Source organism: Methylobacterium sp. J-072 (assembly GCF_022829425.1).
Taxonomy (GTDB): domain Bacteria; phylum Pseudomonadota; class Alphaproteobacteria; order Rhizobiales; family Beijerinckiaceae; genus Methylobacterium.
This window is the reverse complement of record NZ_JAKSYK010000154.1, coordinates 1-24214: the sequence shown is the minus strand read 5'-3', so window position 1 is coordinate 24214 and position 24214 is coordinate 1. Positions and strand designations below refer to the sequence as shown.

Below are 24214 nucleotides of genomic sequence, written 5' to 3'. Positions count from 1 at the left end.
CGCACCGGGACATCGGATCATGAAAAAGACGGTGCTGATCGTCGAGGATAACGAACTGAACATGAAGCTGTTCAACGACCTCTTGGAGGCGAACGGCTACGCGACCCTGAAGACCGCCCACGGCATCGAGGCGATCGAGCTGGCCCGCGCGCACCATCCCGACCTGATCCTCATGGACATCCAGCTCCCCGAGGTCTCCGGCCTCGAAGTGACCAAATGGCTCAAGGAGGACGACGACCTCAAGAGCATTCCGGTCATCGCGATCACGGCCTTCGCCATGAAGGGCGACGAGGAGCGGATCCGCGAGGGCGGCTGCGAGGCCTATCTGTCGAAGCCGATCTCCGTCGCGAAGTTTTTGGCAACGGTTCGCGCGTATCTTGAGCCCCGGTGACGCCAGCGCGGCGCGCCGTTAGCGGCGCCTGACCGTCCGCCCGGGGCGGGACCGAGAAACCGCGCGTCAGCGAGGAACCATGTCGGCCCGCGTCCTGATCGTCGACGACCTGTTCCCGAACGTGAAGCTTCTGGAGACGAAGCTCGGGCTCGAATATTTCGACACGGTCGCCGCCATGAACGGCCCGGACGCGATCGCGATCTGCGAGAAGGGCCTGTGCGACCTGGTCCTGCTCGACGTGATGATGCCCGGCATGGACGGGTTCGAGGTCTGCCGCTACCTCAAGAACAACCCGGTCACCGCCCATATCCCGGTGGTGATGGTCACCGCCCTCGACCAGCCCTCGGACCGCCTGCGCGGCCTCGATGCCGGCGCCGACGATTTCCTCACCAAGCCCGTGGACGACACCGCCCTGTTCAGCCGGGTGCGCAGCCTCGTGCGCCTCAAGGCGGTCACCGACGAGCTGCGCCAGCGGGCGCTGGCCTCGCGCGAGTTCGGCATCGGCGATCCCCTGGCGCTCGCCACCGCCGAGACCGGCCTCGACGCCCGGATCCTGCTGGTCGAGGACCGGCCCGGCTCGGCCGAGCGCATGGCCGGGGCCCTGCGCCAGCACCACGCCGTTACGATCGAGCCCGACCCGCAGGCGGCGATGCGCCTGGCCGCCGAGGGCGGCTTCGACCTCGCCCTGGTCAGCCTCGACCTCGACGGGTTCGATGGGCTTCGCCTGTGCAGCCAGTTGCGCTCGCAGGACGCCACCCGGGCGATGCCGCTGATCATGCTGGCCGAGGAGCACGACCGCGGCCGGGTGGTGCGCGGCCTCGATTTCGGCGTCCACGACTTCCTGATGCGCCCGGTCGACCGCAACGAGTTGATGGCCCGGGTTCGCACCCAGGTGAAGCGCAAGCGCTTCACGGAGGCCCTGCGGGGCGCCATGCAGGCTTCCCTGCAGCTTGCCATCACCGACGCGCTCACCGGCCTGCACAACCGGCGCTACCTCGACAACCATCTCGGCGCGCTGTTTGCCGACGAGACCGCGCGGCGCCCGGGGCTGGCCGCCCTGATCCTCGACATCGACCTGTTCAAGGCGATCAACGACAGCTACGGCCACGAGGCCGGCGACGAGGTGCTGCGCACCTTCGCCGAGCGCGTCCGCCAGCACACGCGGCCGGTGGACATCGTCGCCCGCTACGGCGGCGAGGAGATCGTGGTGGTGCTGCCGGAAGCCGGTTTGGCCGAGGCCCGGGCCATCGCCGAGCGCATCCGCGAGAAGGTCGAGGCGCTGCCGTTCTCGGTCCAGCGCGCCACCCGGACGATTCCCGTGACGGTCTCGATCGGCGTCGCCATCCGCCACCCGGAGGATACCGGCCCGGGCGACATGCTCAAGCGCGCCGACATCGCCCTGTACCGGGCCAAGGCCACGGGGCGGAACCGGGTCGAGCAGCAGGCGGCTTGAAGGCCCACCCGTCATTGCGAGCGCAGCGAAGCAACCCAGGGCAGCACGCAATCCTCGATCGTAGCGAATCGCTGGGTCGCTTCGCTGCGCTCGCGATGACGGAACCGCACCATCGCACTGCGTCAAAACGCTCACCCGAGCTTAAGGATGAAATTCTAACCTCGCACCCGACATCGTTCCGCGGCCCTGTCGGATAGGGCGCGGCAGAGGATCGGACGACGCGGATGGATATGCAGGTGCCGGCCCGGTCGGGGCGCGCGGCGAGCGAGCTGGAACAGCGCCGCCTGTGCAAGATCGCCTCCTCGCCGCACGCCTATGTCCGGGGCAGCACCGCGCGATTCTACGAGCTGATCGCCGCCATGCCGGCGGGATCCCTGCCGGAGGGGCCGGCGGTCTGGATCTGCGGCGACGCGCATCTCGGCAATCTCGGCGCGGTGGCCGGCCCCGACGGGCGGATCGACATCCAGATCCGCGACCTCGACCAGACCCTGATCGCGAACCCGGCCTTCGACCTCGTCCGGCTGGCCCTGTCCCTGGTCACCGCCGCCCTCAACGCGACCCTGCCGGGCATCGTCACCGCCCGGATGATGGACGCCATGGCGGTGGGCTACGCGGACGGGATCCTCGATCCCGAGGAGGCCGAGCGGGACATCGCCGAATCCGAGATCGTCGCCACCACCCGCCGCCGGGCGCTCGGCCGGCGCTGGCGCCACCTGTCCCGGGAGCGGCTGAAGGGCAAGGACGCCCGCCTGCCGCGAGGCGACCGGTTCTTCGACCTCGACCCGGCCGAGCAGGAGGCGTTCGAGGCGCTGAGCCGTGACCCGGACGTGCACCGGCTGGTCCTGGCGCTCGGCGGCGCCGAGGCCGGGACGACGATCCGGCTGCTCGACGCCGCCTACTGGATCAAGGGCTGCAGCTCGCTCGGCCGCCTGCGCTATGCCGGCCTCGTGGAGATTTCCGGCGGCGCCCGCCCGCACCTCGCCCTCCTCGACGTCAAGGAGGCGGTGCCGTACCTCGCCCCGCCGGCCAGGGGAGCCGACATGCCCGCGGATGCCGCCGCCCGCGTCGTGGCCGGCGCCCGCGCCCTGTCGCCGAATCTCGGCGACCGGATGGTCGCCACGCATTTCCAGGGCACCCCGGTGACGGTCCGCGAGCTGATGCCGCAGGATCTCAAGATCGATGCCGAGCAGTTTTCCCGGGGCGAGGCCGTGCGGGTCTCGGGCCACCTCGCCGCCATCCTGGGCCGCGCCCACGGCCGACAGATGTCGGCGGCAGACCGCCAAGCCTGGAGCGACACGGTCCGCGCCCCGGGGCAGGGCGCCGACACCCCCGGCTGGCTCTGGTCCGCCGTCACCGACCTGATGGGCGCGCACCAGCGCGGCTACCTGGAACATTGCCGCCGCATCGCCCGGGAGGACCTGGCGGCGTAGGGCGTACCTTGCAGGTCCCGACATCATGGGCCGATAAGGGCAGCAGCCGAACGCGCGCGCTCCCTCCCCCCTCTGCGGGGGAGGGTGGCCCCCGAAGGGAGTCGGGAGAGGGGAGCGACGGTGCAGGAGACAGCTCCGGCCCTCACACAGGCTCTGCCTTTTCCGGACGCCGGGTTCCCCTCTCCCGACCCGGCCTGACGGCCGGCCCACCCTCCCCCGCAGAGGGGGGAGGGAAGGCGCGTGGCACCTCAGGGCAGACGCTTATGTCGGATCGCCGCCTCTACCTCACGCACTCTCCCAACCCCACAAACGCCCCCACCCCATCAAAAAAATCCCACCTCCGAAGCCCCCGCGCACGGCTGCTCGAACCCGGCGCCGGTTGACACCACCCCCGCCATCGCCAACACCTCGCGCCCGCCGCTTCCGGAGCGGCGAACCCGGGAAGACCTGTGACACGATGGCGGTGACGCGCACCTACCTCGACTTCGAGAAGCCGGTTGCCGAGCTGGAGGCCAAGCTCGAGGAATTGCGCGCGGTCGGCGAGCGCGACGGCGCCGTCTCGATCTCCGAAGAGGTCGGCCGGCTCGAGGCGAAGGCCGGCCAGGCGCTCGCCGAGATCTACGCGAGCCTCACGCCCTGGCAGAAGACCCAGGTCGCCCGCCATCCGCAGCGCCCGCATTTCGTGGATTACTGCGCCGGGCTGATCTCCGAGTTCACGCCGCTCGCCGGCGACCGCACCTTCGGCGAGGACGAGGCGATCCTGGGCGGCTTCGGCCGCTTCCGCGGGCGCCCGGTCCTGGTGCTCGGCCAGGAGAAGGGCGCCACCACCGAGGCGCGGCTGCGCCACAATTTCGGGATGGCCCGGCCCGAGGGCTACCGCAAGGCGGTCCGGCTGATGGAGACCGCCGACCGGTTCGGCCTGCCGGTGATCGCCTTCGTCGATACCGCCGGCGCCTATCCGGGCATCGAGGCCGAGGAGCGCGGCCAGGCCGAGGCCATCGCCCGCTCCACCGAGGCGTGCCTGGCGCTCGGCGTGCCCAACGTCGCCGTGGTGATCGGGGAGGGCGGCTCGGGGGGCGCCATCGCGCTCGCCACCGCCAACCGGGTGCTGATGCTGGAGCACGCGATCTACGGGGTGATCTCCCCCGAGGGCGCCGCCTCGATCCTGTGGCGCGACCAGGGCCGCGCCCACGAGGCCGCCACCGCCATGAAGATCACCGCCCAGGACCTGCTGCGGCTCGGCGTCATCGACGGCATCATCCCGGAAGCCACCGGCGGCGCGCATCGCGACCGCGAGGCGGCAATCCGCGGCACGGGCGACGCCGTCGCCGATGCGCTCGCCCAGTTCGACGGCCTGAGCCCCGTGGAGATCCGCGACCGCCGGGCGGAAAAATTCCTCGCCATCGGCCGGACCCTGTGAGTCCGACGGCCGAAACTTTTGACGTTCGAGGCGTTCGGCCGTCGGCAAGCGCGAACGCGCGTCGCCGCAGGTGCGGCGGACCGCCCTGGAGGCGTCAGCCGCAGGGGCGAACCGTATGACTTCCCCAGGCGCGACCGGCGGCCTGCTGGGCGCCCTGGGGCGCCTGCTGGGTCGTCGCGACGCGCGCGAGCCGGGCGGGCACAACCACGTCTCGCTCGGCTGCAATTGCCAGATGGCGCACGTGCTCAAGACCCTGGACCTGCGCCACTGGTCCGGCCCGCTCGACTGGATCTTTTCGATGCCCGGCATGGTCCGGGATTGTCTGGACGACGACTTTTCCGCGCTCACCGACCGGGGCCAACTCGAGAGCATCCCGGAAGCAGAGCGGCGCGGCCCCGACATCTGGCGCGGCCGGCACCGGCTCTACCGGGAGCGGCACGGGCTCGAATGCGTGTTCAACCACCACGACCCGGCGGTGAACGAGGCGGATTACGCCTTCCTGACCGAGGGCGTGCGCCGCCTGCGCGTAGCCCTCGACACCCCCGGCACCGAGAACCGGCTGTGGATGATGACCCATCTGCACACGCCCCGGGAGACGGTCGAGGCGATCGACGACCTGCTCGGCGCGCGTGCCAGCCGCAACCACCTGACCTTCCTGCAGCTCCAGCCAGAGCATCCCGGGGTGGCGATCGTCGAGGCGACCGACCTCCGGCCCACCTTACGCTGGCTGACGATCCAGACCCGCTCAACCCCGGTCGGCCTGCGCCTCGCCGACCCGGCCGAGGACGCGCAGCTCGTGGAGATCATCCGCACCGAGGCGGCGCGGCGGCCGGTGGTGTTCGGCTGAGGGGGCAATCGCAGGGCGCCGATCTTCCCCACCCCCTCATTCTCAACCTCCCCCCTCATCCTGAGGCGGCGCAGCGAAGCGGAGCCCTCGAAGGAGCCCTCCAGCCGGCCACGCGATCCCTGGAGGGCTCCTTCGAGGCCCGCTAGCGCGGGCACCTCAGGATGAGGTGGAGGATGGGATTCCGCTTTCCAAGCAAGCCCTTATCCCACCCGCAAGCCCCGCTGCCTCACCCCGCCTGAAACAACCGCGCCCCGACGAAATCCACGAAGGCGCGCAGCCGGGCCGACATGTGCCGCCCGGAGGACCACAGAATCGAGAACTGGCCGGGATCGGTGAGATACGGGTCGAGGATCCGGGTCAGGCCGCCCTCGCGCAGGGCCGACTCGGCCAGAAAGTCGGGCATGTAGCCGATGCCCAACCCGCCGATCGCGGCGGCGCGCAGGGCCTCCATGTTGTTGCAGGTGAGCGCGGTGTAGAGGCCCGCGGGCAGGGGCTCCGCGAGGGTCCAGTCCTGAAGCTTGCCCGAGCTGGGGAAGCGGAAGCGCAGGGCCGCATGCCCCGCCAGCTCGGCCGGGCACCGGGGCGTGCCGGCCCGGTCCAAATAGGATGGGGCGGCGCAGAGCACGAACCGGAACGGGCCGAGCCGCCGGGCCATCAGGCTCGAATCGACCAGGGTGCCGCTGCGGATCGCGGCGTCGACGCCGGCCTCCACGAGGTCGATCAGGCGGTCGTTGAAGTCGAGATCGAGCTCGATCTCAGGATAGCGTTTCTGGAACTCCGGCAGCACCGGCAGCAGGAAGCGGTAGCCGATGATCGGCAGGCTGATCCGCAGGATGCCGCGCGGTGCAAGCCGGCTCTGGGTGACCAGCGCCTCGGCCTCGCGCAGGTCGTCGAGGATGCCCCGGCAGCGCGCCTGGAGCAGGGCGCCCTCCTCGGTGAGCGACACCTTTCGGGTGGTCCTGTGGAACAGGCGCACGCCGAGTTCCGCTTCGAGCCGCGCCACGGCCTTGCCCACCGCCGAGGCCGACAGGCGCAGATCGCGCCCCGCCTCGACGAAGCTCAACCGCTCCGCCGTCCGCACGAAGGCCGCGATATCGCCGAGGCTGTCCATGGCAGCGGATTAGAGCGCATCGATCCGGAATGACAGGACGAAAGGCACGATTAACGGCGATCAGGCCGCAAGCGAAGGTGAGGCCCGTCCTCCCGACAGAGCCGATCCATGCCCGACACGCCACATCCCGCCCGAACGGGCGATCCGCTGGTCCTCGGGGCGGTGTGCCTCGCCGCCTTGATCCTGCCGCTCAGCTTCTCGGGCGGTGCGGTGGCGACGCCGGCCATCGGGCGCGAGCTCGGCGGTTCTCCCGAGGCGCTGACCTGGATCACCAACGGCTTCATGCTGACCTTCGGCAGCCTGCTGATGGCGGCCGGGACCCTGGCCGACCGTTACGGCCGCCGGCTGGTGTTCACGGTGGGCGTGGCGATCGTCACCGGGTTTTCCCTGGCGCTCGGCTTCGCGCCCTCGGTCTGGCTGATCGACCTGCTCCGGGCCGGGCAGGGAATCGGCGCCGCAGCGGCGCTCGCGGGCGGCACCGCCGCCCTCGCCCAGGAATTCGACGGCCATCCCGCACCCGGGCCTTCAGCCTGCTCGGCACAACCTTCGGCGTCGGCCTGGCCTTCGGGCCGATCGTCACCGGCTTCCTGATCAGTGGCGCCGGCTGGCGCGCGATCTTTCTGGTGGGCGCGCTGGTGGGCACGGCCGCGCTCCTGCTCGGGGCGCCGCGGATGCGCGAGACCCGCGACCCGCAGGCCAGCCGCCTCGACGGGCCCGGGACGCTGAGCTTCACCGCCATGCTCACCGCCCTGACGGTGGCGGTGATCGAAGCGCCGGGCCTCGGCTGGGACAGCCCGGCCCTGCGCGAGCTGCTCGCCGCCGCCGCGCTGCTCCTCCTGGCCTTCGTAGTCATCGAGACCCGGGCCGCCCGGCCGATGCTCGACCTCGGCCTGTTCCGCTACCGGCGCTTCGTCGGCGTGCAGATGCTGCCGGTGGCGACCTGCGCGAGCTTCGTGGTGCTGCTGGTGATCCTGCCCCTGCGCTTCATCGGCATCGAAGGACGGAGCGAGATGGAGGCCGGGCTCCTGATGCTGGCCCTGTCGGCACCGATGCTCATCGTCCCGATGCTGGCCGCCGCCCTGGCCCGGCGGGTCTCGCCCGGCCTGCTCTCGGGGCTCGGCCTGCTGATCGCTGCCTCCGGACTGGTCTGGCTGGGTTTCGTCGAGATCGGCAGCCGCGCGGTGCTGGCGCCGATGCTGCTCATCGGCCTCGGCAGCGGCCTGCCCTGGGGCCTGATGGACGGCTTGTCGGTCGCCGTCGTACCCCGGGAGCGCGCCGGCATGGCGGCGGGCATTTTCGGGACGGTCCGGGTCGCCGGCGAGGGCGTGGCGCTGGCCCTGGTCAGCGCGACGCTCGCCGGATTGGTCGCGGCCGAGCTGCGCCAGGTCCCGGGCCTACGGGATGCCTCCCTCGCGCAGGCGGGCCAGCGCCTGGCGGTGGGCGATCCGGATGGCGCCCGCGCGCTGCTGCCGGGCCTCGACGGCGCAACCCTGGTCCAGGCCTACCAGGCAGCCTTCACCACCCTGTCCTGGACTCTGGCCGCCATTACGGTCCTGTGCGCCGGCGCGGTGTTCGGGTTGCTCGCGGCGCCGAGGGATCGGGCGGAGGTCATGCCCGAGCGGGCGGATTATCCGGTTGCCTGAGACTGCCATGCTCAGGCGGCGGCCGGGCGCCGGGCCGGCCGCTCGGAGAACATCAGGATGTTGCCGCACAGGGCCACCGCCAGGCCGAGCAGGCCGGTCCAGTGCCAGCGATAGCCCTCGAACAGCGTCGAGAGCGCCAGAGCGACCACCGGGAACAGCACGGTCGCGTAGGCGGCCTGCGCGGGCCCGATCCGGGCGACGAGCGACAGGTAGGCGGTGAAGCCGACCACCGTGCCGATCACCGCCAGGTAGAGGAGCGCCAGGAGGTAGGCCGTATCGGGCGGCGGCACCAGCGGTGTGCCGGTGCCGGCGACGAGGCCGAGCAGGACCAGGGTGCCGTAGCCCATGCTCCAGGCATTGGCCTGGAGGGGCGGCACGCCCGCCGCGCTGTTGCGGCGGGAGGCCATGTTGCCCAGCGAGAACAGCAGCGTTCCAAGGGTGGCGAGCCCCAGCCCCTTCAGCGTGCCGGCATCGAGCCCGGCCAACAGCTCGCGGGCGAACAGCAGGACGAGGCCGGTGAAGCCCAGCAGGGCGGCCAGCGCGACCCGCCCGGTGATCGGCGTACCGAACAGGATTCGTCCGTTGACGGCGTTGAACAGGGTGGCGAGCGAGAAGACCACCGAGACCAGCCCCGACGGGATGAAGCCGGTCGCCGCGTAGAAGCACAGGAAGTTGCAGCAGAACAGGCACAGGGCCTGCGCGACGAGGAACGGCTGGTGCCGCAGGGCCGGGACCGTGAGCCGGCCGGTGACGGCGAGGCCGCCGAGCAGGATCGCGGCCGCGAGCGCGAACCGGTAGAGCACCGAGACCAGCACCGGCACCGGTCCGAGTTCGACCGTGATGGCGATCCAGGTCGTGCCCCAGATCAGCACGGTGGCGGCGAAGAGCAGGGCGTTCATCGGGCGGGCAATCCGGCTGGGACTGCTCGGAGCCTAGCCGCAGGGGCGGGGGCCGTTCTTGCAGGATCTTGCGGCGCATTGCGGGCCCCGGCTCGACCGCGCAGCGCGCCCTGGATATCCGATCCGGGACGACGCGCCTCTGAAAGGTTCTTCTTGATGTCCGCCGGCCCGACCTCCGTCTTCGGGTTCCTGTCCGCTTCGCCGAACGCCCGGACCGCCGGCGCGCTGGACCTCGGCTTCGGGCGCTCGGCGGCCCTGTGGAGCAACAGCCACGACGAGGTCGCGTATGACAGCCCGGAGGGCCACACCTTCAGCCTCTATCTCGAGGGCGGCGGCGGCACCCGCCGGGTCGATGGCAGGACCGTCTCTGGCTGGCCAGGGGCGCTGTGCGTGATGCCCCACCGCCACCAGTCGGACTGGGTGATCACGGCGCCCTTCGCGTTCGTCCATCTCTACCTGCCGGCCGACGAGCTCGCCCGGGCCTATGCCGAAACCTTCGAGCGCGACGCCAGGCTGCTCGACGTGCCCGAGGTCACATTCGCGGAGGCGCCCCGTCTTGCGGTAGCGCTCCGGCACGTCGCGCGCGCGGTCGCGGATTGCGACGCATTGGCGGCCGAGTCTGTGATGACCGAGACGGTCGCCCTGTTCCTCGCCGACCCGCGCTGGGGCGGGCTCCGCCGCCGGGCGCTGACCGGCGGGCTCGCGCCGCATCTGGCCCGGCGGATCGCCGCGTATGTCGAGGCGCAGCTCCACGGCACGATCCGGCTCGCCGACCTCGCGGCCGTGGCGGATCTGAGCCCGTTCCACCTGCAGCGCGCCTTCCGGGCGAGCCGGGGGGTGTCGCCCCAGGTCTACGTCGCCCATCGCCGGACCGAGCGGGCCAAGGTGCTGCTGCGCGGCCGCGACCCGATCGCCGCCATCGCGCTCGCCTGCGGCTACAGCAGCCAGAGCCACCTGACCCGGGCATTCCGGGCCGCCACCGGCACGACGCCTGCGGCCTACCGGGCGGGGGCCTAGCGCATCGTCTTTTTCCGAAAGCTGGAACCCACCGTTCAGGACGATGCTCTAGCCCCCGCGCAGCCGCTCCGCCAAAAAGTCGACCAGCACCCGCACCCGGGCCGGCATGGCCGGTCCGCCCACGAACACCGCGTGGATCGCCTCCCGGTCCTGCGGGTTGAACGGCTCCAAGAGCGGCATCAGCCGGCCGGCGGCGAGGTCGTCGGCGATGTGGAAATTGCCGACCCGGGTGATGCCGACGCCGCCGAGGGCCAGCTGCACCAGGGTCTCGCCGTTGTTGGCCGCGAGGGTGCCGCGCACCGGCAGGATGAAGTCGCGTCCGTCCTCGCGGAACGGCCAGCCGGGCTCGCTCCGGCGGAAGGTGAAATCCAGGCAATTGTGGTCGGCGAGATCGGCGGGCCGGCGCGGGGTCCCGGCCCGGGCGAGATAGGCGGGGGCGGCCACCACGGTCCGGCCGGTCTCGCCCAGCCGCCGGGCGGTGAGCGGGCTGTCGGCCAGGGGGCCGAACCGGATGCCGATGTCGGCCCGGCCGCCGAGCACGTCGACGATCTCGTCGCTGAGGTCGATCTCGACCACGATGCCGGGATGGCAGGCCACGAAGTCCCCGAGCAGCGGCACGATCACCAGCCGTCCATGGGCGGTGGCGGCGCTGACCCGAACCCGCCCGCGCGGGCAGCCCCGGTCGGAGAGCGCCGTCTCGGTCTCGTCGAGATCGGCCAGGATGCGCCTCGCCGCGCGCCCGTAGGTCTCGCCCTCGGCGGTGAGGCGCAGCGTCCGGGTGGTCCGGACCAGGAGTTGCACGCCGAGCCGCGCCTCGATCCGGGCGACGACCCGGCTCACCGCCGAGGGCGTCAGCCCGAGCCGGCGCGCCGCCGCCGACAGGCTGCCGGCCTCCGCCACCGCCACGAACACGGCCATGTCCCCGGCGCGGTCGGCCTTGTCGCGCAACATTCGTGACACCCCCGCACAGATCTTGGTCCCGCCAACGGACTACTCCCCGCGCGCCGAATCCGCCACGTGCGGTTCCGGAACAACCGGAGAGCCCTGATGGCGATCAATCCTCCCCTGCTGGCCCTGGCGATCGGCGCCTTCGGCATCGGCGTCACGGAATTCACCCCGATGGGCATGCTGCCCCTCGTCGCCGGGGATCTCGGCGTCTCGATCCCCGCCGCCGGGCTGGTGGTCAGCGCCTACGCGCTCGGCGTCCAGGTCGGCGCGCCGCTGGTGACGTTGGCCGCCGCGCGGGTGCCCCGGCGCCGGCTGCTGGTCGGGCTCATGGCGATCTTTACCCTCGGCAACCTGCTGGCGGCCATCGCCGACAGCTACGCGATGCTGGTCGTCGCCCGGCTGGTCACGGCGCTGAACCACGGCGCGTTCTTCGGGATCGGCTCGGTGGTGGCCGCCGGGCTCGTGCCGCCGGAGCGCCGGGCGGCCGCGGTGGCGTCGATGTTCTCGGGGCTGACCATCGCGACGATCGGCGGCGTGCCGCTCGCCGCCTGGATCGGCGAGATGCTCGGTTGGCGCGCGGCGTTCTGGGGCATCGCGGGCGTTGGCGCGCTCGCCATGGTGGCGCTGCGCCTCGCATTGCCCGAGCTGAAGGTCGAGGCCCGGGACGACATGCGGGCCGAATTGCGGGTGCTCGGGCGCGGGCCGGTGCTCGCCGCCCTGGCGCTCACAGTGGTCGGCGCCAGCGCGATGTTCACGGTGTTCACCTACATCGTGCCGATCCTGCGGACGGAGACCGGCGCGACGACGCCGTTCGTCACCGCGATGCTGATGCTGTTTGGCGTCGGCCTGACCCTCGGCAACTGGCTCGGCGGGCGCCTCGCCGACCGCTCGGTGGACGGCACGATCCTCGGGTCGCTGGCCGGGCTGGTCGCGGTGCTGGCCCTGTTCGCCTGGGGCATGCGCCTGGAGGGCGGCGCGGCCCTGCTGATCCTGCTCTGGGGCGTGGCGAGCTTCGCCCTGGTGCCGCCCTTGCAGATGCGGGTGATGGAGAAGGCCGGCGCGGCGCCGAACCTCGCCTCGGCGATGAATATCGGTGCGTTCAACCTCGGCAACGCCATCGGGGCGGCGGTCGGCGGCGGCGTGATCGATGCCGGGCTCGGCTACAGGGCCGTGCCGCTCGCGGGCGCCGCCATGGCGGCGGCGGGGCTCGCCCTGCTGCTGTGGCTGCGCCGGGACGGACGGGTGCGGGCCGCCGCGGCGGCGAGCTGCGGATAAGGGATTCGGTCAGTCGGCCTTGGCCGCAAGAGCCTGAACCACCGCGCTTTCCCTCCCCCCTTTGCGGGGGAGGGTGGCCCCCGAAGGGCGTCGGGAGAGGGGAGCGCCGTTTCCGGAAAGGGCGCAACGAGCGCGAGATCCTGAACCGTCGCGCCGCCCCTCTCCCGACCCGGCCTGACGGCCGGCCCACCCTCCCCCGCAGAGGGGGGAGGGAGCGCGCGCATGTTCGTCGCGGCCCTCATCCCCATCTCGCGAAGACGTGTGCATAGCGTCAATCCACCGCTCACAGCCGTGCAGTGTTGCGCCCGGGTCCTTGCGGTAACAAAGGTGCAAGCTTAACGAGCCTATTGGGTTGGGGAGTGGCGCCCGATGTCGGCTATCAAAAGGCCGCCGGGCGCAGGCTAGACGACGAGGTTCCCCATGACGGCGCGTCTCGCGACGGTGCGATTGCTGGCGGCCGCTTCCCTGCTGGCCCTCGCGCTGGCCGGCTGCCAGGACGGCTCCGGGATCAACGGCCCGACCGCGCGCAGCATCGCGCCGATCGCCCCCCAGACGCTGGCCCTGATGCAGACCAAGGGCATGCAGCAATCCGACCCGATCCTGATCCGCGCCTACAAGAAGGAAGCGGAGATGGAGGTCTGGAAGCGCGGCGGCGACGGCCGCTACGCCCTGCTGAAGACCTACCCAATCTGCCGCTGGTCCGGCCAGCTCGGGCCGAAGGTCCGCGAGGGCGACCGGCAGGCGCCGGAGGGGTTTTACACGATCACCCCGGGGCTGATGAACCCGAATTCCTCGTACTACCTGTCGTTCGACACCGGCTTCCCGAACGCCGTCGACCGGGCCAACGGGCGCACCGGCCGCTACCTGATGGTGCACGGCACCTGCTCGTCGGCGGGCTGCTTCGCCATGACCGACGCGACCATCGCGGAGATCTACGCGGTGGCGCGCGAGGCGTTCATCGGCGGCCAGCGCAGCTTTCAGTTCCAGTCCTACCCGTTCCGGATGACGGCCCAGAACATGGCCAAGTTCCGCAACGACCCGAACATGCCGTTCTGGCAGAACCTCAAGGAGGGCTCGGATTATTTCGAGGCCCTGCGCGAGGAGCCGAAAATCGGCCAGTGCGGAACGAAATACGTGTTCGGCGGCTCGGACGCGGCGGCCGGCTCGTGCAAGCCGAAGGTCGATCCGCAGGTCGCCGAGAAGCGCGAGCACGACGAGCGCGAGGTGGCGGAACTCGTCGCCAAGGGCACGCCGGCGGTGCGGGTGGTCTACCAGGACGGCGGCCAGAACCCGGTGTTCCGGCCGCCGGCCAACACCAGCGCCTTCGCGAGCCTCGGCGGCACCGAGACCGTGCTGCCCTACGACGCCAAGGAGTTCGGCCGGCACAATCTCGGCGACGTCAGCCGCCCCGAGACCCTGGCGGCCGGGCCGCAGGAGATCGAGATCGACCCGAAGGTGCAGCCGACGATGATGGCCGCGGCCGTGCCGGCGAAGGCGACCGCGAAGGCCGGCCGGGGTCAGAAGCCCGCGGCTACGACGCTCATGGCCAACCGGTCCGAGCCCGACCGGATCGAGACCACTGCGTCAGTCTCCGAGAAGCCGGCCCGGATCACGGTGGCCGACGCCGACGGCGATCCGAGGAGCTACCAGAAGGTGCTGGGCTCCCTGTTCGATAAGGAGAAGCCGACGGCTCCCGTCACCCCGGCGGTGGACGCGACCGTGGTGCCCGAGCCGGTCAAGCTCGCGCACGCGGCCGAGAAGGTTGCCCCGAAGGCGGCGGCCAAGCCGCACGCGGTGAAGACCGCCAAGGTCGAGGCCAAGACGGATGCGAAGCTCGTCCTGCGCAAGGGCGAGCCGGAGGCGAAGACCAAGCCGTAGAGCCGTTCCCGATCGCGTCGCGACACGGTACCCGACAGGGATTGGCTTCGTCTTGATCGGCGTCCGTCCAATCCAACCCCCTCATCCTGAGGTGGCGACGCACAGCGGCGCCCTCGAAGGAGCCCTCCAGGGGTCGCGCGGCTGGCTGGAGGGCTCCTTCGAGGCTCGCTGCGCTCACACCTCAGGATGAGGGCGTGGGTGGGAAAGACCGGTCCAACAGGCCCTAAGACCCAGCCCTTTCAAGGTGTTCGGATTGGGCCGTGGCCCTGGATTTTCCCAAAGGGATCGATCGGCTCGGATCGCAGCGCAGATCCGATGGCCCACCCGCGATCCTCGCCAAGGGAAGCGTGGCAGACACGGCACGGATGTGAGAGCGGGATCGCTTAAGGGGAGATGCTCCTCTTCCACGAATCCCGGATTTCCACGAGGCATCAGCCTCTACCCCGTCATCCCGGGGCGCCGCAGGCGAGCCCGGGATCCAGAGCCGCCGACGGCGCAAGCTATTGATCCCACGGTGTTTCTGGATCCCGGGCTCCGCTTCGCGGCGCCGGGATGACGGGGTTGTTTCCAGACCGGGCTCCGCAAGAACCAAGCGTCGTGAGGCTAGCGGGACAGTCCGCTGCCGCAAACACCTTGAAAGGGCTGGCTCTAAGACCCTGATTGAACACGCTCGCTGACGCCGAACCGGACTCCACTTCGGCGGCGAGCGCTCGAGCTCACACCAGCGGCCGGTCGCGGTTCATCAGCCACAGGGCGTGGACCGTGCCGGGCAGCCAGAAGATCAGCCACAGCAGGATGTTCAGCAGGAACTGCAGGCCGAACCCCGTGGTGACGAGCACCGCCACCGGGGGGATGAAGATCGCGAGCAGGATACGGACGAGGGTCGACACGGGCACTCCGGGGCTCAAGGCCTGAGGAATCCCGGCTCAAACGAAGCGCGGCCTTGTCCGTTCCCGTGGGAGCGCCGTGGGCTTAGGCCGCCCTCCCTGTCATTCCGGGGCCGCGCAGCGGAGCCCGGACCCGGAGGGGCCGCCGGAGGGAGGCGGCAATCCAGAGCCGCCGCGGTTGCAGGACTCTCCGCTGTAGCGTTCCGACCGATTCGCATCACTCGGCGGCTCTGGATCCCGGGCTCGCCTACGGCCCCCAGGATGACGACGTGGAGGCTGGAGCGTCCGCCGAAACATGGATCCTTTGAAGACCTCGTTGCCCTTCTCCGCCATTCCTGATACGTTTTACGTACAACATAACACGCAGCGATGATCCAGAGTTTCGCGGACAAGGATACGGAGGCGCTCCACCTCCACGATACCTGTCACCGGCAGTGGCGCGCCTTCAAGGCCGTCGCTGTGCGCAAGCTCGACATGATCGACGCTGCCACCGCTCTAGGCGACCTGCGTTCCCCGCCCGGCAATCAGCTTGAGAAGCTGAGCGGGGACCGCGCCGGACAGTGGAGCATCCGCATCAACGACCAGTGGCGCATCTGCTTCACGTGGGGCGACGCCGGGCCCGAGAAAGTCGAGATCGTGGATTACCACAGAGGATAACCCCATGCCCCGCCTGCGCACGCATCCCGGTGAGGTTCTACGCGAGGAGTTCATGGCGCCGCTCGGACTGAGCGCCAATCGCCTCGCCGCCGAGATCGATGTCCCGCCCAACAGGCTCAGCGAGATCGTCCGCGAACGCCGCGGCGTGACCGCGGATACCGCGTTGCGCTTGAGCACCCGGTTCGGGACGACACCCCAGTTCTGGCTCAACCTTCAGACCGCGCACGACCTCTCGCGGGCCGAGGCCGAGACGGACCTTTCGAAGGTGCGGCGCTACGAACCGGCCTGAGCGCCTCTTTCACGCCCGGCGCGATGGGACGGACGGGAACCACCGGCTGGAGGTGGCCGAGGCGGCGTCGTTCGCCCTCCGACACGTCAGGGACGTGATCCACGACGCGCTTCCGCCACCCGCCACGTCATTCCGGGGCCGCGCAGCGGAGCCCGGAACCCAGAACCGCCGTGGTTGCCGAATGTGAACCGCAGCGTTCCGCGCTCTCCGTGCGCCTCAGCGGGTCTGGGTTCCGGGCTCGCCTGCGGCGCCCCGGAATGACGGGTAGGGCGTCATTCAGGCTTGCGGGAAAGCAGACGCTCTCGTCTGATCGATACGTATTCTAAGCTCGGCTGCGCCATGGCCTTCCACGTCTACATGCTCGCCAGCCGTCTGCACGGCACGCTCTATGTCGGCGTGACCAACAATCTTGCGCGCCGGGTCTACGAACACAGAACGCGGCACAGCCCCGGTTTCACCGCGACCTATGGTGTGACGCGGCTCGTCTGGTACGAGTCCTACGACCGCGTCATCGAGGCGATCGCGCGGGAGAAGGCGCTAAAGAAATGGCGGCGCGACTGGAAGATCCGTCTGATCGAGGAGATGAACCCGGACTGGTCGGACCTGTACGGCACCCTCGCCGGATGGAGCGGATACTAGGGCGCCCCGTCGTCAAACACCCTCTGTCATTCCGGGTCCGCGCAGCGGAGCTCGGAAACCAGAAACGCTGCCCCTGCAGGAGCTTGGCACGTCGGCGACTCTGGATCCCGGGCTCCGATGCGCGGCCCCGGGATGACGGTGCGGGGCGGTATTTGTCGAGCCTTCGCCTGAAGAACGAGATCAGGCTTTTCTTGCCGGGGGAAATGTAAATCCGAACCCCTGTAGCTCGTAGCCGCACGGACGGGGAGGGCACGTCCAGCACCCCCCCGAAAAAACTCAGTTCTTCACCGGCGGCGTGGTGGCGCTGGGAACGTTCGCCGCCTGCTTCTCCGGGTTCTTCACCTGGCTGTAGGCGACGTTGGCGAAGGTGCCGATCACCGCGGGCCAGCTCGGCGCCGCGTATTGCGGGTCGTCGCGGCCGACCTTGCAGAAGGCCGTGGTCAGGGCGTTGACCACGTCGTCGTCGGAGGCGCCGGTGTCGGCCGCCTTGATCTGCGGCACCACCCGGACCAGCGTCGGCACGAAATCCTGCTGCTTCAGGCCGGTGAGCGTCGCCGCGACCCCGACCTTGTCGAAGGCGGCCTTGAGCGTGTCCTGCTCGATCTCGGCGCAGGGGGCCGTGCCGGCCAACATCGTCTTGGTGGCGGCCCGGGCCTCGGAGGCCTTGTCGCCGGTCACCGGCGGTGCCTTGTTGCCCCAGGAATTGCGGATGTAGTCGGTGACGTTCCGGACCTCGACATCGGTCATCTGCTGGCCGATCGCCACCATCGGGGCGAGCCCGCTCTGGGCGGCGAGCCCCCCATAGATCACCCGCAGCACCGTCTCGGGGCCTTCGGACTGGACCGAGGTGTTGCCGGCGAGCGCCGGCACCGCGCCCTCGATGCCCTTGCCGTCGGGCTGGTGGCAGGAGGAGCAGTAGGTCAGGTAGGTGGACGCGCCGGGGGCATCCGGCTTGTCGAAGGCGGCGAGGTCCTTGGCCTTGTAGGTCTGCTTGGCCGGAACCGTGCGCAGATAGGCGACCATCGCCTTCAGGTCCTCCTCCTTCACCTTGGAGAGGGATTCCATGATGGTCTGGCGCATCGGGCCCGCCGCGACGCCGGGGCGGTCGCCAGGCGCGGTGCCGGTCTTGAGGTAGGTGACCACCTGCTCATCGGTCCAGGCGCCGATGCCCTGGTGGCCGTCCGGGGTGATGTTGGGGGCGTACCAGCCGTCGATGACGCCGCCGCCGAAGCGGCCGGCGAAGCTCGAATTGCCGACGAGCTTGTTCTCGTTGTGGCACATGGCGCAGTGGCCGAGCCCCTCGACCAAGTAGCCGCCGCGGTTCACCTCGGCGCTGGCATTGGGGTCGGGCTTGAAGCGCTCCTCCGTGAAGAACGCCGTCCGCCAGGTCACCAGCGCGGTGCGGACGTTGAACGGGAACGGGATCTGGTTCTCTTTGCGCTTCTCGTTCACCGGCGGGAGCGATTGCAGATAGGCCCAGATCGCCTGCGTGTCCTCGTCGGTGACCTTGGTGTACCAGCCGAACGGGAAGGCCGGGTAGAGATACCCGACATGCTTGCTGTAGCCCTGCCGGAACGACTTCTCGAAGTCGGCGTAGCTATAATCGCCGAGCCCGGTCTCCTTGTCGGGGGTGAGGTTGGGGGTCATGATCACCCCGAACGGCATGTTGAGCGCGTAGTTGCCGGCCAGGAACTTTCCGCCCGGGGCGGTGTGGCAGGCGGCGCAATCGCCCATGGTCACGAGGTATTTGCCGCGCTCGACCGGGTCGGAGCCGTCCTGCGCCAGGGCCGGGAAGGCGAGCAGCAGGCCCGCCAGGATTGGGGCGGACGATGCTCTCAGGTTTTGCGCAAGCATCATCTTTTTGCGAAGGCCGGGGCGTACCTGTCGGGATGATGCTTTAAGCTGCATGACCACATCTCCCGGGTCGCGTTTATAGTCGTTACAAGGTGATACCGCGCGTGAACGCGCCCGTTTGCGGCGTTGTTCCGGCCGGCGGGGGGCTGCGGCGTTGCGTCCGGGCGGCGCGCAGGCGCAACGTCAGGTCCGCCAGATGGGCCAAAAGCCCCGCGAGCATCCATCCGGCGACGACCGGCCAGACGGCCCCGGTGAGGGCGGCGCGCAGGGCCAGCATCAGGGCCGCCCCGGAGGCGAGGTTGGCCAGGAGCGGCGCCCGGGCCAGGCCCCGGCGCCGGGCCAGCCAGGCGAGCAGCAGCGCCTCGGCGGCGACCAGCGCCAGGATGAGGTCGATGATCCGGCCCGAGGCGAACAGGGCTTCCATCAGGCGAGCCCCCGGAACGGCGCGTTGAGGCGCACGATCCGCAGGTTCAGGCAGGCGGCGACGCTGACCCAGGCCAGATACGGCAGGTTCATCAGCCCGGCCGCGGTGGAGACCCGGCCGGTGACCAGCACGAGCACGGCGATCGACAGCCACAGGGCCGCGACCTCGGCCAGCGCCCAGTCCGGCCGGCGGAACCGGAAGAACAGCACGCTCCAGGCGATGTTGAGCACGCCGTTCACCGCGTAGGCGGCGACCAGCAGCAGCCGGGCGGTCGGGTCGGGATCGCGGTTCCAGACCATCACGGCGGCGATGGTGGTGAGCAGGAAGATCGTGGTCCAGACCGGCCCGAACGCCCAGTCCGGCGGCTTCCAGGACGGAAAGCGCAGGTGCCGGTACCAGCCATCCGTCTTGGTCGCGACGGCGCCGGCCACGGCCACCAGCACGGCGGCCGATGCCGCCACCGCAGGCGGCCCCCAGCCGGAGTCGAGTCCCAGAAGAGTCACGGGGAGACCCAGCGGAACAGGTGGGCGAGATCCTTGAAGAAGATCCGCGCGTGGGCGGCGGGTTTCGCCCGGACCAGCTCCTTGTTCATGTAGCTGTCCCAGGTGAGCTGCTGGACATCCTTGTCCCGGCAGATCGAGACGAAGCGCTCGCGCAGGCCGTCGCTGCGGTACCAGACCCACTGCATGATCCCGAGGATCCAGAACACGCGGCCGTGCAGCTTCATGAATTGTTTCCGCGCACCCGCGAGCGCCCGGACATCCCCGGTGGCCAGGAAGCTCTTGGCCGCCTCCGCCGAGAGCTGGCCGCCCAGCATCGCGTAGTAGATGCCCTCGCCGGAGGCCGGGGCGACCACACCGGCGGCGTCGCCCGCGAGCAGCACGTCGCGGCCGTTGTCCCAGCGCTTGAGCGGCTTCAGCGGCAGGGGGGCGCCCTCCCGGCGGATCGTCTCGGCGCCGTCGAGGCCGGTGGCGACGCGCAGCGCCCGGATCGAGGAGCGCAGGGAAAACCCCTTCTTGGCGCTGCCGGTGCCGATGCTGGCGGTGTCCCCGTGCGGAAAAATCCAGGAATAGAAATCCGGCGAGTGCCGGCCCTGGTAATAGACATCGCAGCGGGCGGCATCCACGGCGTCGCCGCCCGGCGCGTCGGGGGCCGGAACCCGGACGATCTCGTGATAGGCGAAAACCTGTTTCATCTTGTCGTGGCCCGGCACCTCGGCCCGGCCGACCGGCGAGCAGGCCCCATCGGCGCCGATCACCAGCCGCGCCCGGACCGTGTGGCGGGCCTGGGCCTCGCCCTTGCCGGTGGTGAAATGCACCAGCGGCAGCCCGTCATCCGGTCGCGTCATCTTTTCATAGGCCGCTTCGCGCAGGTCGGCGCCGGCCTCCTCGGCGCGGGTGCGCAGCCACGGGTCGAAATGCTGGCGATCGACCATGCCGACGAAGCCTTCGCCCACCGGCATGTCCACGGCCTTGCCGCTCGGCGCCACCATCCGGGCGGAGCGGATCTTGGCGACCAGCAGGGAATCGGGAATCGCGAAGTCGCGGATCAGCCGGGGCGGGATCGCACCGCCGCAGGGCTTGATCCGCCCGGGCTTGTCGAGGAGCAGCACCGCGTGCCCGGCCCGGGCCAGCTCGGTCGCCGCCGTGGCCCCCGCGGGACCGCCTCCGACCACGACGACATCGTAGGAAACGCCATCAACCAACCGAGCCATCGCGTTACCTCGCGCCGAGGATGGGATTGAGCGGGATCGTGCCCCGAGCGGGAGCCCGGACGGGTTCGAGCCGCAGGGCCAGCACCACCGCGACGAGGAACAACACCCCCTCGGCGGCGAAGACGGCGGCGTAGGCCTGAACCGGCTCGGCCGTGATGAGCCGCACCGCATCCACGGCGGCGGCCCCGAGAAAACCGCCGGCCCCGAAGGCGATGCCCTGGGCCGCGCCCCAGACGCCCATGCGGGTGCCGCGCTCCCGAGCGTCGCCGCGGCCGGCGAGCGCCATCATCGAGCCGATGGCGGTGACCGCGTAGGCGCCGTTGGCGACGCCCAGCGCGAACACCACCGGCCGCAGGGGCAGGACATCACCGCCCGCGGCCAGCGCGAACAGGGCGGCGGCCGAGCCGGCGCAGCCGAGCGCGATCCACAGCCGGAGGGAGGCGAGGGGCGTACCGCGAGCCACCAGCGTCACGCCCGCCACCAGCAGCATCCCGGCGAGCACGCCGCCATGCTGGAGCCCGGCGAGCTTGGTGGTCGCCCCGGGGCTCATGGCGAAGACCAGCCCGGCATAGGGTTCCAGGATCAGTTCCTGGGCGCTGTAGGCCAGCATCGAGACGAACACGAAGATCGTGAAGGTCCGGGCCACGGGATCGGAGAGCACATGGGCCAGGACCGTGAAGAACGGTTTTTTGGCCGCTTCGGGCTCGGGCGCCCGGGCGGGCAGGCGCCGCTCGACTCCGGCCAGCGCCAGCACGGCGACGCAGAAGGCCACGAGTGAAACCGTGCCGGAGACGGCGACCAGCCTCAGGCCGGAGAACGGATCCAAAAAGTGCCCGGCGAGCGGTGCCGTCAGGGCGAAGCCCAGGATCATCATCACCCAGACGATGGTGGCGGCGGCTCCGCGCCGGGCCGGGGCGACACCCCCAGACAGCAAAACGAGCAACGACGTCCCGGCGGCCCCGGCCCCGATCCCGACGCAGAGGAACGACAGGGCCGCCAGGGCGAGGCCGAGCACGAGGTCAGTGGCGGCGAGCGCCGTGCCGCAGGCCGCCCCGAACCCGCCGAGGCAGAGGGCGGCCATGCCGCCGACGATCCAGGGCGTGCGCGTCCCGCTCCGGTCCGAGCCGTAGCCCCAGCGCGGGCGCAGCACCTGCGCGGCGTAGTGCAGGGCGACCAGAAACCCCGGCACCAGGGCGGGCAGGGCCAGTTCGACCACCATCACCCGGTTGAGGGTGGCGGTCATCAGCACGACGACGCTGCCCAGCGCGGTCTGGACCAGGCCGAGGCGGACGATCTGGGGCCAGCCCAGGCCGTCTTCAGGCGCCGCGCCTTTCCCTCCCCCCTCTGCGGGGGAGGGTGGGCCGGCCTTCAGGCCGGGTCGGGAGAGGGGAGCGGCGTTGCCGGAAAGGTCGCGACGGGCGTGCGATCCTGCAGCGTCGCGCTGCCCCTCTCCCCCCCTGCTGCGCAGGGTACCCTCCCCCGCAGAGGGGGGAGGGAGAGGCGCGTGGGTCGGCTCGGTATTCTCATCGAGCACCGAAACCGCAACCTGCTCCCTCTCCCGTGCGGGAGAGGGTTGGGGTGAGGGGTGCGACCGATCCGGAAAATCCTGGTCCCTCACCCTGTCCCTCTCCCGCACGGGAGAGGGGACCTGCGACTCATCCGGTCTCCGGGCGGACGCCCCGATCGAATCCGAAGGCGTCATCACGCCCCTCCCACCAGCGGCCGCAGCGCGAAGGCGGCGACCAGCATGCCGAGGACGTAGAGGGTCGTGCCGGTGCCGTTGTACCAGGCCGCCCGCTCGCGCGGGCTCTTCAGGAACCGGACCATCAGGGCGAGCTGGCCGGCGAGCAGGGCGGCTACCAGGGCGGCATGGCCCTGGCGCTCCCAGGCGAGCAGCAGCCCGATCACCACCACCTGCGGCACGGCCATGACCAGGCAGGCGAAGCGGGCGGCCCGGTCGGTGCCCATCTGGACCGGCAGGGACAGGAGCCCCATGCGCCGGTCACCCTCCACCGACTTGAAGTCGTTGAGGGTCATGATGCCGTGGGCGCCGATGGAATAGAGTAGGGCGACGAGCAGCACCCGCCGGTCGGGCAGGGCGGCGGCCATCACGGCGGCGCCGGTGAACCAGGGCAGGCCCTCGTAGCAGAGCCCGACCGCGGCATTGCCCCACCAGCCGTTTTTTTTGAGACGCAACGGTGGTGCGGAGTAGATCCAGGCGAGCACCAGCCCGAACAGGGCGGCACCCAGGATCCACGGCCCGAGGGCCGCGGCGACCAGCAGCGACAGCAGGGTCCAGCCGAGCGCCAGGTAGAGGCCCCAGCGGCCCGGTATGCGCCCGGAGGGGATCGGCCGGCCCGGCTCGTTGATCGCATCGACATGCCGGTCGAACCAGTCGTTGGTGGCCTGGCTGGTAGCGCAGACCAGCGGCCCGGCCAGCACGACGCCCGCGGCGATCACCGGCCATTGCCCGTGGGCCGGCTGTCCGGACGAGATCACCCCACAGGCGAACGCCCACATCGGCGCGAACCAAGTGAGCGGCTTGAGGAGCTCGACGACGGCGCTCGGGGCGGGCGTGGTAGCCATACAGGCAGGCTACCGGGGCCGCCGGGCGTGTCAAGCTGGATTTACACTCGGCGGGAAAATGTCGATCCGGATTGGCGTACAAACGTAGCTGTAAGCCTGCGAATACATAATCCAGTACCAGCATCAACCGGACACGATCGCGTCAGGTGCGCGGGCGGTTCTGCGAAGAATCGGCGCTGCCTGAGCCAGCCTGCGCAGGCCGCGCGAAGGGTGGCGGCGCTGAACCTTCGAAGAATCGGCAAATCCGGCTGGCCGGCTGAGGTTGCGCGCGGCGTATCCGGGCTTCGGACCGGGGCGGGTTTTGGGGGTCGGATGTCCGCCCAAGACCGTTTTCGGGCGGCCCGCACGGCGCCCCGGTGAATCGCCCCACCCGGGACGGATCACGACCTTGGGTTGCGTCGCTACGCTCGCACCGACGGGACCGACGCGACGATCCCTCCGGATATCCCACCCCCCGCCCTCATCCTGAGGCGCCGCGCAGCGGCCTCGAAGGAGGCCTCCAGGGATCGCCCGGCCGGCTGGAGGGCTCCTTCGAGGCCTCCGCTGCGCTTCGGCGCCTCAGGATGAGGGGGTGGGGTTGGATTCGAAGGTCGGGTTCTCCAACCCACCCGCCTCATCCTGAGGCGCCAGAGGCCAGCGGGGGCATCGAAGAACCCCTCCGACCGGCCGGGCGAGCCCTGGAGGTCTCCTTAGAGGCCGGTGCGCGGCGCCTCAGGATGAGGGCGGGGGGTGGGATTTCCGGAGGGATCGTCGCGTCGGTTCCGTCGGTGCGAGCTTAGCGACGCAACCCAAGGTCGTGATCCGTCCCGGGTGGGGCGATTCACCGGGGCGCCGTGCGGGCCGCCCGAAAAC

At 70.6% G+C, this 24214-nt stretch carries 23 protein-coding genes; 13 read left to right on the top strand and 10 right to left on the bottom strand.

The window, feature by feature from the left end:
* The first annotated feature begins 19 nt into the window (after positions 1-19).
* From MKK67_RS17920 to MKK67_RS17900, 5 genes are all read left to right on the top strand, one after another.
* A complete protein-coding gene (locus MKK67_RS17920) occupies positions 20-391 on the top strand; it encodes a response regulator (protein WP_007560977.1) in 372 nt (123 codons plus the stop codon).
* A 79-nt stretch (positions 392-470) separates the two neighbouring features.
* The gene (locus MKK67_RS17915; RefSeq protein ID WP_243966644.1) at positions 471-1844 is read left to right on the top strand and encodes a PleD family two-component system response regulator; all 1374 of its coding nucleotides are present in this window, start codon (positions 471-473) and stop codon (positions 1842-1844) included.
* 224 nt (positions 1845-2068) lie between these two features.
* Complete coding sequence (locus tag MKK67_RS17910) at positions 2069-3274, top strand: DUF2252 family protein (protein WP_243966635.1); 1206 nt, start codon at positions 2069-2071, stop codon at positions 3272-3274.
* Positions 3275-3731: 457 nt separating this feature from the next.
* A complete protein-coding gene (locus MKK67_RS17905; protein ID WP_243966627.1) occupies positions 3732-4694 on the top strand; it encodes an acetyl-CoA carboxylase carboxyltransferase subunit alpha in 963 nt (320 codons plus the stop codon).
* Between the two features lie 115 nt (positions 4695-4809).
* Positions 4810-5541, top strand: a complete 732-nt coding sequence (locus MKK67_RS17900; RefSeq protein ID WP_243966616.1) for a DUF1796 family putative cysteine peptidase — start codon at positions 4810-4812, stop codon at positions 5539-5541.
* Between the two features lie 226 nt (positions 5542-5767).
* Here the strand turns inward: MKK67_RS17900 and MKK67_RS17895 are convergent, their stop codons facing one another.
* Positions 5768-6652, bottom strand: coding sequence for a LysR substrate-binding domain-containing protein (locus MKK67_RS17895; protein WP_243966596.1), 885 nt, complete (start codon positions 6650-6652; stop codon positions 5768-5770).
* A 108-nt stretch (positions 6653-6760) separates the two neighbouring features.
* Here MKK67_RS17895 and MKK67_RS32660 point away from each other — a divergent pair, with 108 nt between their 5' ends.
* Positions 6761-7243 carry an MFS transporter gene (locus MKK67_RS32660; RefSeq protein WP_279601690.1) on the top strand — a complete coding sequence of 161 codons (483 nt, stop codon included), beginning with the start codon at positions 6761-6763 and terminating at the stop codon, positions 7241-7243.
* Positions 7150-8295 carry an MFS transporter gene (locus MKK67_RS17890; RefSeq protein WP_313899028.1) on the top strand — a complete coding sequence of 382 codons (1146 nt, stop codon included), beginning with the start codon at positions 7150-7152 and terminating at the stop codon, positions 8293-8295. Before MKK67_RS32660 ends, MKK67_RS17890 begins: the two co-directional genes overlap by 94 nt.
* Positions 8296-8306: 11 nt before the next feature.
* Here MKK67_RS17890 and MKK67_RS17885 read toward each other — a convergent pair whose 3' ends face one another.
* Positions 8307-9194, bottom strand: coding sequence for a DMT family transporter (locus tag MKK67_RS17885; RefSeq protein WP_243966580.1), 888 nt, complete (start codon positions 9192-9194; stop codon positions 8307-8309).
* Positions 9195-9350: 156 nt separating this feature from the next.
* Here MKK67_RS17885 and MKK67_RS17880 point away from each other — a divergent pair, with 156 nt between their 5' ends.
* Positions 9351-10211, top strand: a complete 861-nt coding sequence (locus MKK67_RS17880; RefSeq protein ID WP_243966570.1) for a helix-turn-helix transcriptional regulator — start codon at positions 9351-9353, stop codon at positions 10209-10211.
* A gap of 48 nt (positions 10212-10259) precedes the next feature.
* On the opposite strand, the gene MKK67_RS17875 is transcribed toward MKK67_RS17880, so the two are convergent.
* A complete protein-coding gene (locus tag MKK67_RS17875) occupies positions 10260-11162 on the bottom strand; it encodes a LysR family transcriptional regulator (protein ID WP_243966568.1) in 903 nt (300 codons plus the stop codon).
* Between the two features lie 96 nt (positions 11163-11258).
* On the opposite strand from MKK67_RS17875, the gene MKK67_RS17870 reads away from it, so the two are divergent.
* Entirely contained in the window at positions 11259-12434 is a 1176-nt protein-coding gene (locus MKK67_RS17870) for an MFS transporter (RefSeq protein ID WP_243966567.1), read from the top strand.
* A gap of 420 nt (positions 12435-12854) precedes the next feature.
* Entirely contained in the window at positions 12855-14312 is a 1458-nt protein-coding gene (locus MKK67_RS17865; RefSeq protein WP_243966565.1) for a murein L,D-transpeptidase family protein, read from the top strand.
* Positions 14313-15028: 716 nt separating this feature from the next.
* Here MKK67_RS17865 and MKK67_RS17860 read toward each other — a convergent pair.
* Positions 15029-15202, bottom strand: coding sequence for a YqaE/Pmp3 family membrane protein (locus tag MKK67_RS17860; protein ID WP_243966564.1), 174 nt, complete (start codon positions 15200-15202; stop codon positions 15029-15031).
* Positions 15203-15568: 366 nt separating this feature from the next.
* Between MKK67_RS17860 and MKK67_RS17855 the strand changes: the two genes are divergently transcribed.
* The 3 genes from MKK67_RS17855 (at position 15569) to MKK67_RS17845 (ending at position 16784) form a co-directional block, all read left to right on the top strand.
* The gene (locus MKK67_RS17855; protein ID WP_243966563.1) at positions 15569-15856 is read left to right on the top strand and encodes a type II toxin-antitoxin system RelE/ParE family toxin; all 288 of its coding nucleotides are present in this window, start codon (positions 15569-15571) and stop codon (positions 15854-15856) included.
* Positions 15857-15860: 4 nt separating this feature from the next.
* A complete protein-coding gene (locus MKK67_RS17850) occupies positions 15861-16145 on the top strand; it encodes a HigA family addiction module antitoxin (protein WP_092037298.1) in 285 nt (94 codons plus the stop codon).
* A 339-nt stretch (positions 16146-16484) separates the two neighbouring features.
* Positions 16485-16784 (top strand): GIY-YIG nuclease family protein, encoded by a 300-nt coding sequence (locus tag MKK67_RS17845; RefSeq protein ID WP_243966562.1) that lies wholly within the window; start codon positions 16485-16487, stop codon positions 16782-16784.
* 276 nt (positions 16785-17060) lie between these two features.
* On the opposite strand, the gene MKK67_RS17840 is transcribed toward MKK67_RS17845, so the two are convergent.
* From MKK67_RS17840 to chlG, 6 genes are all read right to left on the bottom strand, one after another.
* Positions 17061-18638 carry a cytochrome c gene (locus MKK67_RS17840; protein WP_409568416.1) on the bottom strand — a complete coding sequence of 526 codons (1578 nt, stop codon included), beginning with the start codon at positions 18636-18638 and terminating at the stop codon, positions 17061-17063.
* A gap of 85 nt (positions 18639-18723) precedes the next feature.
* Positions 18724-19062, bottom strand: coding sequence for a hypothetical protein (locus MKK67_RS17835; protein WP_243966560.1), 339 nt, complete (start codon positions 19060-19062; stop codon positions 18724-18726).
* Positions 19062-19556: a tryptophan-rich sensory protein gene (locus tag MKK67_RS17830; protein WP_279594623.1), complete on the bottom strand. Its 495-nt coding sequence runs from the start codon at positions 19554-19556 to the stop codon at positions 19062-19064. The genes MKK67_RS17835 and MKK67_RS17830 overlap by 1 nt, the downstream gene beginning before the upstream one ends.
* 5 nt (positions 19557-19561) lie before the next feature.
* Complete coding sequence (locus MKK67_RS17825; protein ID WP_243966557.1) at positions 19562-20776, bottom strand: geranylgeranyl diphosphate reductase; 1215 nt, start codon at positions 20774-20776, stop codon at positions 19562-19564.
* 4 nt (positions 20777-20780) lie between these two features.
* On the bottom strand, positions 20781-22019 hold the full coding sequence (locus MKK67_RS17820) for a BCD family MFS transporter (protein WP_243966556.1): 1239 nt from the start codon (positions 22017-22019) through the stop codon (positions 20781-20783).
* Positions 22020-22477: 458 nt separating this feature from the next.
* The gene (chlG, locus tag MKK67_RS17815; RefSeq protein ID WP_243966555.1) at positions 22478-23362 is read right to left on the bottom strand and encodes a chlorophyll synthase ChlG; all 885 of its coding nucleotides are present in this window, start codon (positions 23360-23362) and stop codon (positions 22478-22480) included.
* Between the last annotated feature and the right edge of the window lie 852 nt (positions 23363-24214).